The organism is Roseateles asaccharophilus, assembly GCF_031458115.1.
GTDB classification, from domain to species: domain Bacteria; phylum Pseudomonadota; class Gammaproteobacteria; order Burkholderiales; family Burkholderiaceae_C; genus Pelomonas; species Pelomonas asaccharophilus_A.
In genome coordinates, this window is sequence record NZ_JAVDXV010000011.1 from 86,116 (window position 1) to 100,948 (window position 14,833).

The window sequence follows — 14,833 nt, forward strand, 5'->3', positions numbered from 1 at the left end:
TCAATTAACTGGCGCGCCGCTCCAGCTCCCGCCGCGCATCGTTGCCAATCCAGCGTGCCGATTTCTCGTCCCGCTCCGCCAACGCCCGCGCCAATGTGAGCGCCGGCTCACACAGCGCCGCACTGCGCTTGCCGATCTGGCGCAGCGCCCAGTTCACGGCTTTCTTGACGAAGTTGCGCTCGTCCCCAGCCGCGGTTGCTATCAGCGGCAGGCGGGCCAGGAAGTCGGCGTCGGGCCGTGTCTTCTGGTGCACCGCGGCCACCGCCAGCAGCGCGAAGCCGGCGCGCCTCTCGAACTCGGGCTGGCGCGCCGCCCAGCGCGGGATGGCGTCCCAGGCGAGCGGGCTCTTCACGAACGCGTTCAGGCAGGCCTGGTCGCAGACGTCCCAGGCCTGCAGACCGGCGACCCAGTGGTCCATCTGCTGAACGGTCAACTTGACCGGTTCGGCCACCATGCCGGCCAGGATCTGCGCGTCGGGGATCTCGGTGTCCCACAGCGCCAGCGCGAGCTCGTGGTCGCGCTTGAACTCGCGGGCCAGCGCGCGCAGCGTGGGCACGGCCAGGCCCAGCCGGCCATCGCCGGTCATGCCGAAGCGGGCCATGCCCTCCAGTTGATCCGGACGCGCTTGCGCGCGCAGCGCGGCCAGGGCATCGTCCAGTCGGCTCATGAGCTTATTCGGCATGCACGGATTCTGCGGTGCGCAGGCAGCGGAGAATGTCCGCTTCGACACGATCGACCCGCACGCCCGATGAAGCTCACCCCTCGCTTCGCCGCGCTGGCCGCTGCAGCCCTGCTGGCCACCGCTCCCCTCGCCCATGCCGCCACCGGCCCCGGCCCGGGCGTGTCCTGGCAGGCCGCCGCGGCGGATGCCGACATCGACCGCTTCTTCGCGCAGGCCAAGGCCGACAAGAAGCCGGTGCTGCTGTACTGGGGTGCCAAGTGGTGCCCGCCCTGCAACCAGCTGAAGGCGACGCTGTTCAACCGCGCGGACTTCATCGAGCAGAGCAAGTCTTTCGTGGCCGTGAACATCGACGGTGACGCGCGCGGCGCGCAGAAGCTGGGCACACGCTTCAAGGTGCGCGGCTACCCGACGCTGATCCTGTTCAACCCCAACGGCAGCGAGATCACCCGCCTGCCCGGCGAGGCCGACGCGGCGCAGGTGATGTCGGTGCTGCAGCTGGGCCTGGCCGGCGGCCGCCCGGTGAAGGCCGTGCTGGCCGATGCCCGCGCCGGCAAGAAGCTGAGCGCCAACGAATGGCGCATGCTGGGCTTCTATGGCTGGGAGATCGACGAGCAGCAACTGCTGCCCGTGGCAGAGCGCCCCGCCACGCTGGCGCAGCTGGCCAAGGCCAGCGAAGGCGCCGACGCCGAAACCGCCACGCGGCTGTGGCTGAAGTCCATCGGTGCGCTGGCCGAAGGCAAGACGGCAGACCCCGCCCAGCTGCCGCGTCTGCGCGCCGTGCTGGCCGATGCCACGCAGGCCCGCGCGCAGATGGACGTGCTGGGCAACGAGGCGCCCGACTTGGTCAAGGCGCTGACACCGCAGGGCGGCGACGCCCGCAACGCGCTGCTGGCCGAGTACGACGCCGCGCTGAAGCGGCTGAACGAGGACACCACGCTGTCGCGCGCCGACCGCCTGAACGTGCTGCAGGCCCGCATCGAGCTGGCACGGCTGGACCAGCCCAAGGCCGAGGTCCACCCGCAGCGCATCCCCGCCACGCTGCTGACCGAGGCCCGCGAGCAGACCGCCCGCGCCAACCGCGAGATCACCGACGGCTACGAGCGCCAGGCCGTCATCACGCAGGCCGCCCACCTGCTGGGCCGCGCCGGGCTGTGGAAGGAGAGCGACGAGCTGCTGAAGTCGGCCCTCGCGCGCAGCCACTCGCCCTACTACCTGATGAGCCAGCTGGGTGGCAACGCGAAAAAGCAGGGCCGCAAGGCCGATGCGCTGCGCTGGTACGAAGAGGCCTTCAACAAGAGCGAGGGCCCGGCCACGCGCCTGCAGTGGGGCTCCAACTACTTCGGTGCGCTGATCGAGCTGAGCCCGGAGGACACGCCGCGCATCGAGAAGGCCGCCGCCCAGTTGTTCGCCGAGGCCGAGAAGGACCCCGGCGCGTTCTACGAGCGCAGCGAGCGCTCGCTGAAGAAGGTGGCCGACCTGCTGACCGGCTGGAACAAGGGCGCCCCGCAGGCGGCCGCCGTGGGCCGGCTGAAGGCGCAGCTGGACGGCGTCTGCGGCAAGCTGGATGGCAGCGACGCCAAGGCCCGTGCGGCCTGCGAAGGGCTGATGAAGCCCGCAGCCCGGAAGGCCTGAGCGCATGGACGACGGATTGGCGGCCGGCCTGACCGGCGGCACGGCCGCAGCAATCGCCTCGGCGGATCTCGCCAGCCTGGCCGCGGGTGGCCGCGCGCATGCCGGCGATGGCCATGGCGCGTCGGCGCACTGCCTGAACTGCAGCACCGCCCTCACACCCGGCGCGCACTTCTGCAGCCACTGCGGCCAGGACACGGCCAACCATCCGCCATCGCTGTTCGAGTTCGTGCACGAGTTCGTCAGCCACTACATCGCGGTGGAGGGCACGCTGTGGAAAAGCCTGTGGGGCCTGATGGCCCGGCCCGGCTTCCTGACGCGCGAATACCTGGCCGGCCGCAAGCAGCGCTATGTGCTGCCGCTGCGGCTGCTGCTGACGCTGGGCCTGCTGTTCTTCCTGGTGCTGAAGCTCACGCCCGCCGGCACGAATGCTTTCGGCTGGCTGGACGACGACAGCGAGATCGCACAGGTGGTGCCCGGCGTGGCGGCGGCGGCGTCCGCCGCGTCATCAGCGACCGCGCAGTTCGCCAAGGCGCGGCAGACGGTGTCGGAGCGCAGAGAGCATCTCAACATCCTGCACCCCGACCTCGCCAGCCAGCTGCCACAGGGCATGCAGGACCGCGTGCAGCGCGCCGAGGGCCACTGGCGCGAAGACCCCGACCGCTCATTCCGTGCGATGGGTGCGGCCATGCTGGGCCTGGCGCCTTACGCGGTGCTGTGCTCGCTACCCTTCTTCGCCGGCCTGCTCAAGCTGCTGTTCTGGCGCCAGACCTATGGCGCGCACTTCGTGTTCGCGATGCACCTGCACGCCGCCTGGTACGCGATGCTGCTGCTGGCGGTGCTGCTGCCCTGGACGGCGGTCGCGGTCGCCGTCTGGGCCTGGTCCAACATCTACCCGCTGCTGGCGCTGAAGCGGGTGCACCAGTCAAGCTGGTGGACCACGCTGCTGCGTGGAGGCTTGCTGGCCGTCATGCACTGGGTCGTCATCGCGCTGGGCCTGCTGGGCCTCTCTATGGTCGGCGCGCTGGCGGCCGGTTAAGCGGCGAACAGCGGCGGCCGTCGCAGGTCGGCATCCACATCCATCAGCACGCTGGCCAGTTCCAGCGTGCGCCACAGCGCCTCGGGCATGGCCAGGATGGCGTCGGGCGTACGCGCCTGGCTGACCCAGGCACCGATCTCGGCATGCTGCTCGGCAGTGAGCAGGCAGCGGTCGCGCATCTCGTCGAGTGTCTGCACACGCGCTCCTTTCGTCGATGCGCGCAGCATAGCCGCCGGCCGCACCGGCTTTCATGCCATTCATGCGCTCACGCCGGCCATCCGCCCATCGCCGGCCGCTCACCGGCAGGCAGCCGCTGATACTGCGGGCCATCCCAACAAGACCTGAAGAGACTGGCATGCGTGAATGGAGAGGGCGCCTGGCGAAAGCCTACACAGCGCTGACCCTGGCCGGCCTGGGCGGCGCGGCTGCAGCGGCACCGCTGCAGCCCTGCCGCATCGACGGCATTCCCAACGAGCTGCAGTGCGGCAGCCTGCAGCGCCCGCTGGACCCGGCACGGCCGGACGGCGTGAAGATCGCCGTGCACTACCTCGTTGTGCCCGCGATGGCACGCAACAAGCAGCCCGACGCCGTGCTGATGCTGGCCGGCGGCCCCGGCCAGAGCGCCATCAACATCGCGTCGCGCGTGCTGCCGCGGCTGTCCCGCCTGGGCAACCGGCGCGACATCGTCTTCATCGACCAGCGCGGTACCGGCAAGTCCGCGCCGCTGGACTGCCCCGACGACAGCAAGCTGCCGGTCACCGAGCAACTGGACAGCGAGGCGCAGATGAAGCGCCTGGACGCCTGCCGCGTGGCGCTGGAGAAGCTGCCGTATGGCCAGGACGGCGGCCTGCGCTTCTTCACGACCACCCTCGCGATGCAGGACATGGATGCGGTGCGCGAGGCGCTCGCCGTGCCGCAGTGGAACCTGGTGGGCGGCAGCTACGGCACGCGCGCCGCGCTGGAGTACCTGCGCCTGTTCCCGACCAAGGTGCGCCGCACCCTCATCGACGGCGTCGCGCCGGCCGACATGGTGCTGCCCGCCAGCTTCTCCGCAGACGGCCAGGCCGCGCTGGACCAGCTGTTCGACGCGCACGCCAAGACCCACCCGCAGCTGCGCACCGAGTGGCAACAGCTGCTCGCCTCGCTGCCGCGCCCGGTCACGGTCGCCCATCCGCTGACCGGCCAGCCCGAGCGCTTCACGGTGGACCGCGAGCTGCTGATGCGCGCCGTGCGCCCGCCGCTGTACCAGCCCATGCTGGCCTCCGCGCTGCCGGCCGCCATCCATGCGGCCGCGAAGGACGGGCGCTTCGAAGGGCTGTTCGGCCTGACCTCGGCCTTCGGATCGGCCAAGGCCATGCGCCTCGCGATGGGCATGCATTTCTCCGTCGTCTGCGCGGAGGACGTGCCACGCCTGGCCGACTCGACCGACAAGCCCGGCGCCGACTTCCAGCGCATGGACGCCGACATGTACACCCGCGTATGCAAGACCTGGCCCCGCGGCGACGTGCCGGCCGACTTCTACAAGCTGCCCGCCGCGCCCAGCCCCGTGCTGGTCATGAGCGGCGGCGCCGATCCGGCCACGCCGCCCCGCCACGGCGAGCGCGTCGCCAAGGCGCTGGGCGCCGGCCATCCGGAGCGCGTGCAGCACCTGGTGGTGCCGCAGGCCGGCCACGGAGTGATGACCGTGGGTTGCGTGCGCGACCTGATGTTCCGCTTCATCGACGCCAAGACCGACGCCTCCGCCCTGCCCCAGGACGGCAGCTGCGCGACGCGCATCCCGCGGCCCACCGCCTTCCAGCCCATCCAGGCCCCGACGACGACCGGAGCGGCGCAATGATCGACATCCAGGACGTTCACAAGCAGTTCGTCTCGCGCACCGGCGCGGGCCTGTTCAAGCGCGGTGACAGGCGCATCGTGCATGCGGTGCAAGGCATCAGCCTGACGGCCGCCAACGGCCGCATCACCGGGCTGCTGGGCGCCAACGGCGCCGGCAAGACCACCACGCTGCGCATGCTGGCCGGGCTGTTCGCCCCCGACAGCGGCCACATCGCGGTCGATGGCATCGTCGTCAAGGACGCGCCTTTGAAAGCCTTGGCCCGCATGGGCATCCTGGGCGACGCGCACGGGCTGTACCCACGCCTGTCGGCCCGCGAGAACATCGCCTACTTCGGCCGGCTGCAAGGCATGGACCCCGACGCCGCCAACGCGCGTGCCGACGAGCTGGCACGGCTGTTGGACATGCAGTCCATCCTGGACCGCCGCGCCGACGGCTTCAGCCAGGGCGAGCGCATGAAGACGGCGCTGGCCCGCGCGCTGGTGCACGACCCCGCCAACATCGTGCTGGACGAGCCCACCAACGGGCTGGACGTGCTGGCCACCCGCGCGCTGCGCGAGGCCTTGCGCTGGCTGCGCAGCCCCGAGGGCGGCAGCAAATGCATCGTGTTCTCCACGCACATCATGCAGGAGGTGGAGCAGTTATGTGACGAGGTGGTGGTGGTGTCCAAGGGCCGCAGCGTGGCGCACGGCAGCGTGCCCGGCCTGCTGGAACAGGCGGGCGAGACCCGCTTCGAGGACGCGTTCGTGAAACTGGCATTCCCCGCCGAGGTGGCAGCATGAAACAGGGTTGGATCGTCTTTGCAAAAGAGCTGGCCGATGCGCTGCGCGACCGCCGCACGCTGATGCGCATGCTGATCCCCGCGCTGCTGATGGGACCGGTGATGCTGATGGCGCTGTCGGGGCTGATCGCGTCGTTCGAGGAGCGCGCCGAGAAGCGCGAGGTGATGGCCGTGGGCATGGAAGCCGCGCCCACGCTGCTGAACTTCATCGAGCGTCAGACCTACACCGTCAAGACCGCGCCCGCCGACTACGAGGCCCGGCTGCGCGCGACGACGCTGCTGGAGCCGGTGATGGTGGTGCCCGCCGACTTCGAGTCCAAGCTGCTGGCCGGCGAGGCTCCCGTGGTGGAGATCGTCAGCGACAGCGCCAACCAGCGCGCACAGGCCGGCGCGGGCGCCCTGCATCGGCTGCTGGGCGGCTTCAACCAGGAACGCGCGGCGCTGAACCTGGCGATGCGCGGCGTGTCCATGGAGCTGCTGAAGCCAGTCGACGTGGAGGAGCGCGACCTTGCCAGCGCGCAGGCCCGCGCAACTCGCATGACCACGATGATTCCGATGTTCATCATCATGGCCGTGCTGTACGGCGCGCTGACCGCGGCGCTGGACAGCACCGCCGGCGAACGCGAGCGCGGTTCGCTGGAGCCGCTGCTGATGAACCCGGTGCCGCACAGCGCGCTGGTGTGGGGCAAGTGGGGCGCCGTCGCGCTGATGGGCATGGTGGTGGCGCTGCTGTCTTCCCTGAGCTTCGTGCCGGCGCAATGGCTGCTGAAGAGCGACAGCCTGCAGGCCATGTTCCAGTTCGGCATGAACGAAGCGCTGGCCTTCTGGCTGCTGCAGATCCCGCTCGCCGCCGGCCTGTCGGGCCTGCTGATGGCGCTGGCCATACGCTCTAAGACCTTCAAGGAGGCGCAGGCCAGCAGCACGCTGATCGTCACGGCCGTCAGTCTGGCACCCATGGTCGGCCTGCTGAACCCGGGCGGCGACGCACCTTGGTATCTGTGGGTGCCGGGTCTTGCCCAGAACACGCTGATGCTCAGCGTGCTGAAGGGCGAGGCGCTGCGCTGGGAGCAGGTGCTGCCGGGCGTGGTCATTGGCTTCGCGCTGGCGGCGGTTGCGTTGGCCTACGTGGCGCGCTCGATGCGCGCGGCGGTGGCCCGGTGAGGGCCGCGGTCCTCCTCGGCAGCGTTGCGCTGCTGGCCGGCTGTGCCAGCCTGGAGCCCGCCACGCCGGCCGACTACACCGGCCCCACCGTCAACGTGGCCGACCAGGCGGTGCAGGTCAGCGGCCAGTTGCTGCATGTGTTCGAGATGACGCAGGTCGACGGCCGCCGGCTGGCCAGCACCAGCATGGCCACGGTGCGCGCCAACCAGGGCCGCGGCTTCTCGGTGGCACCGGTGGCGCTGACCAACGACCTGCCGCTGCGCCCGGCCCGCGTGCGGCTGCAGGCCGCCACGCAATACGGCGCGCCCATCCTCGCGATGACGAACCCGACCTGCCGCGTGGACGGCGACGTGGCCTTCGCGCCCGAGGCGGGCAAGGCCTATCGCGTGACGGGCCGCGTCACGGCCGAAGCCTGCGAGGCGTGGATTGAAGAGCTGGCGACCCAGCAGCCGGTGACCGACAAGGTCAGCGGCAAGGGCACCAAGTCTTAGAGGCTGCGGGCTGCGGCTGCCAGCAACGCTCGCGAGTAGGCGCGGTGCACGCCCAGCAGCGCATGGAAGACCCAGCTCATGCGGGCCTCACCCCCCGGCCCGCGGCGGCGCGGCACGACGGCCGAGCCGAACCACAGCCGCGTGCCGCCGCCCTCGCCCGCTTCGACCTTGAACCAGGACCGCGTCGCGCCCGTGTCCTCATGCATCAGCAGTTCATCGCCCGTGCGGGCCTGGATGGTCCAGGCCGCGAAGCGCTGCGCCTGACCTTGCGCCAGCGCCCGCGCGGCGGCGTCGCTGGACGGCCGGCCGAACAGCGTCAGCACGAGGCGCTCCAGCTTGAACAGCCGCGTCGTGTAGAAGGCCTCGACGAACTCTGCCAGCGTGACGGGGCGCGGCAGGTCCAGCGTGTAGGCGTCGGCAAAGGCTTGGCGCTCGGCGGCCAGGTGGGCCAGCAGGCTGTCCGCCGGCGGGTGGGTCTCGGTGGGCGTCGTCATGGCCGGCAAGCCTAACGGAGCGGGCGCCAGGCCATCGCCGCGATAGACACAAGCGAATGGTCGGCCGCGATGCGAATCATTAGCATTTGACTATTCAAATTCGCAAGGCGATAGACATCATGACCAAGACCCTCAGCTTCGGCGTCATGCACCTGATCACGGCCTTCAGCGTGACCTACGCGCTGACCGGCAGCGTGACCGTTGCCGGCGCGGTGACCTTCATCGAGCCGCTGGCCAACACGGTGCTGCACTACTTCTTCGACAAGTACTGGGACCACCCGCGCGCCCGCGCGTTCCGGGCACGTTGGGGTGGCGGCCATCGCCAGCCGCAGCCGGCCGGCTGATCCTCAGCGCAGGCCGTCCAGCAAGGTTCGGCGCAGCGTCGCGTCGTCGGCGATGCCGTTCCGGCGGCGCATCAGCTGGCGAAGGAGCTGGACCACCCAGCCCTTGGTCTCGCGCACCCAGGCACCGAGCGCGGCAGGCGCCTCCGACCGACAACGTTGAGGTTGCGGCTACGAGCTGTGCGCGCGTGGCCCGGGTGCGGTTTCCCGCTCCATCCACCCCAGCCAGCGCATCGCCTGCTCGCGGCTGTCGCCGCACATCTCTTCATGCGGCGGCAGCGAGCCGCAGACCGCCGGGCGCTCGGGCCGGCCGAAGATGCGGCAGCGCAGGTCTTCGTCCAGCTGCACGCAGCGCACGCCCGCTGGCTTTCCCTGCGGGTGGCCGGGAATGGGCGAGCTGATCGACGGGGCGATGCAGCAGGCGGCGCAGTGAGGGCGGCAGTCCATAGGCGTCGAATTGTCCCTGCCGAAGTCCCTCGGACAGGGTGACTTATCCACAGCCGCTTCGTAAAATTCGGGGTTTGCCCCAGCGCCTCGCTCGGGGCCTGTTCTTTCCAGGACCGAGATGCTTTACCCCAAGGAATTCGATGTCATCGTCGTCGGCGGCGGCCATGCCGGCACCGAGGCGGCGCTTGCCAGCGCGCGCATGGGCGCGCAGACGCTGCTGCTGACCCACAACATCGAGACCCTGGGCCAGATGAGCTGCAACCCAAGCATCGGCGGCATCGGCAAGGGTCACCTCGTCAAAGAGGTCGACGCGCTGGGCGGCGCAATGGCACTGGCCACCGACGAGGGCGGCATCCAGTTCCGCATCCTGAACGGCAGCAAGGGCCCGGCCGTGCGCGCCACCCGCGCGCAGGCCGACCGCATCCTCTACAAGGCCGCCATCCGCCGCCGGCTGGAAAACCAGAAGAACCTGACGCTGTTCCAGCAGGCCGTGGACGACCTGATGGTGGAAGGCGACCGCGTCGTCGGCGCCGTCACGCAGGCCGGTATCCAGTTCCGCGCCCGCGCCGTCGTGCTGACGGCCGGCACTTTCCTGGACGGCCGCATCCACGTCGGCCTGCAGAACTACAGCGCCGGTCGTGCGGGCGACCCTCCGGCCGTGTCGCTGTCCGCGCGTCTGAAGGAGCTGAAGCTGCCGCAGGGTCGCCTCAAGACCGGCACGCCACCGCGCATCGACGGCCGCACCATCGACTTCAGCAAGTGCGAGGCCCAGCCCGGCGACCTGGACCCGGTGCCCGTGTTCAGCTTCATCGGCAACCGGGCCATGCACCCGCAGCAGGTGCCGTGCTGGGTCACGCACACCAACCTGCGCACGCACGACATCATCCGCAGCGGCTTCGACCGCAGCCCGATGTTCACCGGCGTCATCGAGGGCGTGGGCCCGCGCTACTGCCCCAGCATCGAGGACAAGGTGAACCGCTTCGCCGACAAGGACTCGCACCAGATCTTCCTGGAACCTGAGGGCCTGACGACGCACGAGTTCTACCCGAACGGCATCTCCACCTCCCTGCCCTTCGACATCCAGCTCGCCGCCGTGCGCAGCATCCCGGGCCTGGAGAACGCCGACATCCTGCGCCCCGGCTACGCCATCGAGTACGACTACTTCGACCCGCGCGGCCTGAAGGCCTCGTTCGAGACCAAGGTCATCCAGGGCCTGTTCTTCGCCGGCCAGATCAATGGCACGACGGGCTACGAGGAGGCAGCGGCGCAGGGCCTGTTCGCCGGCCTGAACGCCGCGCTGCAGGTGCGCGGCGACGGCCCGTGGACGCCGGCGCGCGACCAGGCCTACCTGGGCGTGCTGGTCGACGATCTCATCACCAAGGGTGTGACCGAGCCCTATCGCATGTTCACCAGCCGCGCCGAGTTCCGGCTGCAGCTGCGCGAGGACAACGCCGACCTGCGCCTGACCGAAACCGGTCGCCAGCTGGGCTTGGTGGACGACGAGCGCTGGGCTGCCTTCAACCGCAAGCGCGACGCTGTTTCACGTGAAACCGAGAAGCTGAAGAGCACCTGGGTACATCCTGGCATCCTGCCAGCGGCGGATGCCGAGCGGCTGGTCGGCAAGGCGCTGGAGCGTGAGTACAACTTGGCCGACCTGCTGCGCCGGCCGGGCGTCGTGTTCGACACGGTCGTCGAGGTGGCTGCGATTGCACGCCCCGAGGCCGGTGTTTCACGTGAAACGTTGAACGCCGAGCTGGGCGCCGAGCTGGCCGCCCTCGTCACCGAGCAGGTCGAAATCAGCACCAAGTACGCCGGCTACATCAACAAGCAGGTCGACGACGTCGCCCGCGCCGCCCACTTCGAACATCTGAAGCTGCCCGAAGAACTGGACTACGGCCTCGTCCACGCCCTCTCCTTCGAGGCAAGGCAGAAGCTGAACAAGCATCGCCCCGAGACGCTGGGCCAGGCCTCGCGCATCTCGGGCATCACGCCTGCGGCGATCTCGCTGCTTCTGGTGCACCTGAAGAAGGGCAAGTTCAAGGGCTTCACCGAGGCCGAGGCGGCATGAGGGATCAGCTCCAAGCAGCCGCCACCGAACTCGGCCTCAGCCTCAGCGAAACCCAACTCGACCAGCTTCTCGCCTACCTGGCCCTGCTGCAGAAGTGGAACAAGGTCTACAACCTGACCGCCGTGCGTGACCCGGCGCAGATGCTGAGCCACCACCTGATCGACAGCCTGTCGGTCATCGCACCGCTGCAGAAGCACGGCGCGCCGGCCCGATTGATGGACGTCGGCGCCGGCGGCGGGCTGCCTGGGGTCGTCATCGCCATCTGCTGCCCCGGCACCGACGTGAGCTGCGTGGACGCCGTCGCCAAGAAGGCGACTTTCATCCAGCAGGTGGCCGCCGAGCTGAAGCTGCCCAACCTGCACGGCGTGCACAGCCGCGTCGAGCAGTTGGCGACTCCACCCTTCAGCGTCATCACGTCCCGCGCGTTCGCCTCGTTGGTGGACTTCACCAGCCTGACTCGGCAGCACCTCGCCGAAGGTGCGATCTGGATGGCCATGAAGGGCCAGCACCCGGCGGAAGAGATCGCTGCGCTGCCCGCCGACGTGGACGTGTTTCACGTGGAACAACTGGCCGTTCCCGGGCTGGACGCCCAGCGCTGCCTCGTCTGGATGAAGTCGAAATAAATGCAACCACAGAGGCACTGAGGCACAGAGAAAACAGCCCACAGACTTTCTCTGTGTCTCTGTGCCTCTGTGGTTAAGTATTCTTCGGCCCACACAACACAGCACCACATGGCCAAGATTTTCTGCATCGCCAACCAGAAGGGCGGCGTCGGCAAGACCACCACCACCGTCAACCTCGCCGCCGGCCTGGCGCAGATCGGCCAGCGCGTGCTGGTCGTCGACCTGGACCCCCAGGGCAATGCGACCATGGGTTCCGGCATCGACAAGCGCAAGCTGGAGCTGACCGTCTACGACGTGCTGCTGGAGTCCGCCTCCATCGCCGAGGCCAAGTCCCGTGCCGACAAGGCCGGCTATGACGTGTTGGGCGCCAACCGCGAACTGGCCGGTGCCGAGGTGGACCTGGTGGCGCTGGAGCGTCGCGAAGCACGCCTGAAGGCCGCGCTGAGCCAGGCCGCCAAGGACTACGACTTCGTCCTCATCGACTGCCCGCCGTCGCTGTCCATGCTGACGCTGAACGGCCTGTGCAGTGCGCATGGCGTCATCGTGCCCATGCAGTGCGAGTATTTCGCGCTGGAAGGCCTGACCGACCTGGTCAACACCATCAAGCAGATCCACGCCAATCTGAACAACAACCTCCAGATCATCGGCCTGCTGCGCGTCATGTTCGACCCGCGCATCACGCTGCAGCAGCAGGTCAGCGACCAGCTCAAGGCCCACTTCGCCAACAAGGTGTTCGACACCGTCATCCCGCGCAATGTGCGGCTGGCCGAGGCGCCCAGCTACGGGCTGCCGGGCGTCGTGTTCGACCCCAGCTCCAAGGGCGCGCAGGCGTTTGTCGACTTCGCCAAGGAAATGGTGAAGCGCATCGAGACGATGCGCTGATGGCCGCGACGCTGCGCGCCATGACGCCGGCGGACGCCGATGCCGTCGCCCTGCTCCACGCCACCAGCTGGCGCAGCGCCTACCGCGGCATCGTGCCCGACAGCTTCCTGGACCACGACGTCTTCGCCGACCGCCAGACCGTCTGGCGCGAACGCCTGCAAGGCCCGGCCACGGCTTCCGCCTTCGGCGTCGTCGCGGAGGATGCTTCCGGCCAGATGATCGGCTTTGCCTATGTGCTGCCTGGCCACGAAGCCGAGTGCGGCACGCTGATCGACAACCTGCACGTCCACCCCGACCACAAGGGCGGTGGCCTCGGCCGCCGGCTGCTGCAAGCCGTCGTCCGAGAACTGGGGACTGACAGCACCGAGCCGCTGCACCTTTGGGTACTGGACCAGAACGAACCCGCCAAGCGCTTTTACGCCCGCATGGGTGCCGAGTTCATAGACCCCGGCACGACGCCACCGTTTGGCGGCGTCTGTCTGCCGGAGTGGCGCTGCATCTGGCGCGATCCCTCCACGTTGCTCGAATCTGCCTGACCCATGGACCGCCGCCAAGCCGTTCTCGATCAGATCCACGCTGCCTTCGACGGCGTGCAACGCGGCGACGGCACCAGCCTGCGGGAGTCACAAGTCATCGACGACCACGGGTCACATGAAGAACGGCAGGCAGCGCGTGCGCTGGACACCGACACGCGCTGGCAGGACGTGCCAGACGACCTTATCGCCAAGCACTATTCGGCTTTCTCGTTCGTGGATCTGGCGGGCCACGTCTATTACGCGCCTGCCTATATGAGTTGGCTGGTGCGCACAGGCTACGACACGCCATCGAATTCCACTGAAAGCGCCGTGTACGCCTTCGATCCTCGCGGTCGGTACGACGGGCAACACCAGTTGCGTGCACCCAATGAGATGTTCACGCCTGCGCAGTGCGAGGCCATCGCCACGTACCTGTCGTACGTGGCCGACGTGCTGGACGGCAACTCGTGCTGCTCAGATGCCCGGCAGTATCTTGAGGACTACTGGTGGCGTTTCCTCCCCAACGCCACCGACCCCTTTGCCGACCTGCCGCTGCGCGCCGAGCTCGCCGGCCTGGACGCCAGCGCGCCGCCGCAGCAAGCGGACATCGACGGCTGGCTGATCCGCCTGTCGCCGGGCAAGGCCAAGCGCTCGCGCTGCATCAATGCGCTGCGCCAAGGCACGCTGCCGCTGGATGACTTGTTGGCCCGTTGCCGGCAGGCCTACGACGCAGCAGGCTTGCCGCTGGCCGTGCGGGTGACGCCATGGAGCCAACCCGCCGACCTCGATGAGCGCCTCGCTGCCAAGGGCTGGGGCGCGTTCGATGCGGCCGACGTGATGGTGCTGAACCGCCTGCTGCCCGTGCCGCCGCTGGTCGAGTTGCAAGCGCTGGATGCCGCCCGCTACGCCGCCACGGTCGGCGCGCTGCGCGGGTCATCGGACACGGCCATTGCCGCCCATGCCGAGCGCATCGCCAACGCGCCGGTCACCTACCAAGGCTTTGTACTGAACGATGCCGACGGCGCACTGCTGGCCTGCGGCCAGATGGTCGTCGCGGGTGATCTGGTGGGCCTGTACGACATCGCCTCGGCCGTTCAACGGCAAGGTCACGGCCAGCGCCTGTGCCAGTCCTTGCTGGCCCTCGCCTACCAACACGGCGCCCGCCAGGCCTATCTGCAGGTGGGCAGCGACAACGAGGTCGCCAAGCGGCTGTACGCGCGCATGGGCTTCAGCTTCGCCTACCGCTATCACTACCGCAGCCCCGAACAGGAGCTGCTGTGAAGCTGCGCCGCCTCGCGGCCACCGACCTGGCCGCCTTCCAGGCCTATCGCGGCGACCCCGACGTGGGCCGCTGGCAGGGCTGGACGCCGCAGGCCGATGAACAGGCTTTGGCCTTCCTGAACGAGATGGCCACGATCCCGCTGTTCCAGCCGGGCCAATGGAGCCAGCTCGCCGTTGCCGATGCGCAGACGGACCGGTTGATCGGCGACCTCGGTATCCATGTCAGCGCCGATGGCCTAGAAGCGGAGTTTGGCTTCAGCCTGGCCCGCGCCGCGCAGGGCCGTGGCATCGCGACGGCGGCGGTCCGGGCGGCCATCGCGCTGGTCTTCGAACAAACCGGCGTGCAGCGCATCCACGCGCAGACAGACGCGCGCAACAGCGCCTGCATCCGGCTCCTCGAACGTCTGCCGGCGCGGCTGCTGGCCCGCATCGAGACCGAGTTCCGTGGCGAGGCCTGCGTCGAGTGGCGTTACGAACTGGCACAACGCTGAGGCGGGTTCTCCCACGTTTGCAGGCCGCCACCAGCGCGGCGAATCGGATGGCCGGGTCAACATGCGCCGTCGCA

Annotated in this window: 17 protein-coding genes; 13 read left to right on the plus strand and 4 right to left on the minus strand. The window is 69.2% G+C overall.

What is annotated here, in order from left to right; all coding sequences use genetic code 11:
* Positions 1-4: 4 nt before the first annotated feature.
* Entirely contained in the window at positions 5-667 is a 663-nt protein-coding gene (locus J2X21_RS24315; protein ID WP_310332719.1) for a DNA alkylation repair protein, read from the minus strand.
* 81 nt (positions 668-748) lie between these two features.
* Between J2X21_RS24315 and J2X21_RS24320 the strand changes: the two genes are divergently transcribed.
* Entirely contained in the window at positions 749-2,314 is a 1,566-nt protein-coding gene (locus J2X21_RS24320; protein WP_310332720.1) for a thioredoxin family protein, read from the plus strand.
* A 4-nt stretch (positions 2,315-2,318) separates the two neighbouring features.
* Positions 2,319-3,350 carry a DUF3667 domain-containing protein gene (locus J2X21_RS24325; RefSeq protein WP_310332721.1) on the plus strand — a complete coding sequence of 344 codons (1,032 nt, stop codon included), beginning with the start codon at positions 2,319-2,321 and terminating at the stop codon, positions 3,348-3,350.
* Here J2X21_RS24325 and J2X21_RS24330 read toward each other — a convergent pair.
* The gene (locus tag J2X21_RS24330) at positions 3,347-3,547 is read right to left on the minus strand and encodes a hypothetical protein (RefSeq protein ID WP_310332722.1); all 201 of its coding nucleotides are present in this window, start codon (positions 3,545-3,547) and stop codon (positions 3,347-3,349) included. The two genes, J2X21_RS24325 and J2X21_RS24330, sit on opposite strands and share 4 nt — an antisense overlap.
* Before the next feature lie 158 nt (positions 3,548-3,705).
* Here J2X21_RS24330 and J2X21_RS24335 point away from each other — a divergent pair, with 158 nt between their 5' ends.
* From J2X21_RS24335 to J2X21_RS24350, 4 genes are read left to right on the plus strand one after another with little or no spacing between them, the layout of a single operon-like run.
* Positions 3,706-5,187 (plus strand): alpha/beta hydrolase, encoded by a 1,482-nt coding sequence (locus J2X21_RS24335; protein WP_310332723.1) that lies wholly within the window; start codon positions 3,706-3,708, stop codon positions 5,185-5,187.
* On the plus strand, positions 5,184-5,966 hold the full coding sequence (locus J2X21_RS24340; RefSeq protein WP_310332724.1) for an ABC transporter ATP-binding protein: 783 nt from the start codon (positions 5,184-5,186) through the stop codon (positions 5,964-5,966). The genes J2X21_RS24335 and J2X21_RS24340 overlap by 4 nt, the downstream gene beginning before the upstream one ends.
* Complete coding sequence (locus tag J2X21_RS24345; RefSeq protein WP_310332725.1) at positions 5,963-7,126, plus strand: ABC transporter permease; 1,164 nt, start codon at positions 5,963-5,965, stop codon at positions 7,124-7,126. The genes J2X21_RS24340 and J2X21_RS24345 overlap by 4 nt, the downstream gene beginning before the upstream one ends.
* Positions 7,123-7,617, plus strand: coding sequence for a hypothetical protein (locus tag J2X21_RS24350; protein ID WP_310332727.1), 495 nt, complete (start codon positions 7,123-7,125; stop codon positions 7,615-7,617). Before J2X21_RS24345 ends, J2X21_RS24350 begins: the two co-directional genes overlap by 4 nt.
* Here the strand turns inward: J2X21_RS24350 and J2X21_RS24355 are convergent.
* Positions 7,614-8,111 carry a hypothetical protein gene (locus tag J2X21_RS24355; protein WP_310332728.1) on the minus strand — a complete coding sequence of 166 codons (498 nt, stop codon included), beginning with the start codon at positions 8,109-8,111 and terminating at the stop codon, positions 7,614-7,616. The two genes, J2X21_RS24350 and J2X21_RS24355, sit on opposite strands and share 4 nt — an antisense overlap.
* Positions 8,112-8,230: 119 nt before the next feature.
* Between J2X21_RS24355 and J2X21_RS24360 the strand changes: the two genes are divergently transcribed.
* Positions 8,231-8,455, plus strand: coding sequence for a DUF2061 domain-containing protein (locus J2X21_RS24360; protein ID WP_310332729.1), 225 nt, complete (start codon positions 8,231-8,233; stop codon positions 8,453-8,455).
* A 168-nt stretch (positions 8,456-8,623) separates the two neighbouring features.
* Here the strand turns inward: J2X21_RS24360 and J2X21_RS24365 are convergent, their stop codons facing one another.
* Positions 8,624-8,899 carry a YkgJ family cysteine cluster protein gene (locus tag J2X21_RS24365; RefSeq protein ID WP_310332730.1) on the minus strand — a complete coding sequence of 92 codons (276 nt, stop codon included), beginning with the start codon at positions 8,897-8,899 and terminating at the stop codon, positions 8,624-8,626.
* Positions 8,900-9,017: 118 nt separating this feature from the next.
* Between J2X21_RS24365 and mnmG the strand changes: the two genes are divergently transcribed.
* The 6 genes from mnmG to J2X21_RS24395 all read left to right on the plus strand — a co-directional run bounded on the left by mnmG (position 9,018) and on the right by J2X21_RS24395 (position 14,759).
* On the plus strand, positions 9,018-10,967 hold the full coding sequence (gene mnmG, locus J2X21_RS24370) for a tRNA uridine-5-carboxymethylaminomethyl(34) synthesis enzyme MnmG (RefSeq protein WP_310332731.1): 1,950 nt from the start codon (positions 9,018-9,020) through the stop codon (positions 10,965-10,967).
* On the plus strand, positions 10,964-11,590 hold the full coding sequence (gene rsmG, locus J2X21_RS24375) for a 16S rRNA (guanine(527)-N(7))-methyltransferase RsmG (protein WP_310332732.1): 627 nt from the start codon (positions 10,964-10,966) through the stop codon (positions 11,588-11,590). The genes mnmG and rsmG overlap by 4 nt, the downstream gene beginning before the upstream one ends.
* Before the next feature lie 108 nt (positions 11,591-11,698).
* A complete protein-coding gene (locus J2X21_RS24380; protein ID WP_310332733.1) occupies positions 11,699-12,472 on the plus strand; it encodes a ParA family protein in 774 nt (257 codons plus the stop codon).
* Complete coding sequence (locus tag J2X21_RS24385) at positions 12,472-13,008, plus strand: GNAT family N-acetyltransferase (RefSeq protein ID WP_310332734.1); 537 nt, start codon at positions 12,472-12,474, stop codon at positions 13,006-13,008. The genes J2X21_RS24380 and J2X21_RS24385 overlap by 1 nt, the downstream gene beginning before the upstream one ends.
* Positions 13,009-13,011: 3 nt before the next feature.
* Complete coding sequence (locus tag J2X21_RS24390) at positions 13,012-14,268, plus strand: GNAT family N-acetyltransferase (RefSeq protein ID WP_310332736.1); 1,257 nt, start codon at positions 13,012-13,014, stop codon at positions 14,266-14,268.
* Positions 14,265-14,759 carry a GNAT family N-acetyltransferase gene (locus J2X21_RS24395; RefSeq protein WP_310332737.1) on the plus strand — a complete coding sequence of 165 codons (495 nt, stop codon included), beginning with the start codon at positions 14,265-14,267 and terminating at the stop codon, positions 14,757-14,759. Before J2X21_RS24390 ends, J2X21_RS24395 begins: the two co-directional genes overlap by 4 nt.
* Positions 14,760-14,833 lie beyond the last annotated feature (74 nt).

Coding starts and splice junctions, on each gene's coding strand:
- J2X21_RS24325 (WP_310332721.1), top strand. CDS start 2,319: ATGGACGACGGATTGGCGGCCGGCCTGACCGGCGGCACGGCCGCAGCA.
- J2X21_RS24315 (WP_310332719.1), bottom strand. CDS start 667: ATGAGCCGACTGGACGATGCCCTGGCCGCGCTGCGCGCGCAAGCGCGT.
- J2X21_RS24335 (WP_310332723.1), top strand. CDS start 3,706: ATGCGTGAATGGAGAGGGCGCCTGGCGAAAGCCTACACAGCGCTGACC.
- J2X21_RS24320 (WP_310332720.1), top strand. CDS start 749: ATGAAGCTCACCCCTCGCTTCGCCGCGCTGGCCGCTGCAGCCCTGCTG.
- J2X21_RS24380 (WP_310332733.1), top strand. CDS start 11,699: ATGGCCAAGATTTTCTGCATCGCCAACCAGAAGGGCGGCGTCGGCAAG.
- J2X21_RS24385 (WP_310332734.1), top strand. CDS start 12,472: ATGGCCGCGACGCTGCGCGCCATGACGCCGGCGGACGCCGATGCCGTC.
- J2X21_RS24360 (WP_310332729.1), top strand. CDS start 8,231: ATGACCAAGACCCTCAGCTTCGGCGTCATGCACCTGATCACGGCCTTC.
- J2X21_RS24390 (WP_310332736.1), top strand. CDS start 13,012: ATGGACCGCCGCCAAGCCGTTCTCGATCAGATCCACGCTGCCTTCGAC.
- J2X21_RS24355 (WP_310332728.1), bottom strand. CDS start 8,111: ATGACGACGCCCACCGAGACCCACCCGCCGGCGGACAGCCTGCTGGCC.
- J2X21_RS24345 (WP_310332725.1), top strand. CDS start 5,963: ATGAAACAGGGTTGGATCGTCTTTGCAAAAGAGCTGGCCGATGCGCTG.
- J2X21_RS24340 (WP_310332724.1), top strand. CDS start 5,184: ATGATCGACATCCAGGACGTTCACAAGCAGTTCGTCTCGCGCACCGGC.
- J2X21_RS24365 (WP_310332730.1), bottom strand. CDS start 8,899: ATGGACTGCCGCCCTCACTGCGCCGCCTGCTGCATCGCCCCGTCGATC.
- rsmG (WP_310332732.1), top strand. CDS start 10,964: ATGAGGGATCAGCTCCAAGCAGCCGCCACCGAACTCGGCCTCAGCCTC.
- mnmG (WP_310332731.1), top strand. CDS start 9,018: ATGCTTTACCCCAAGGAATTCGATGTCATCGTCGTCGGCGGCGGCCAT.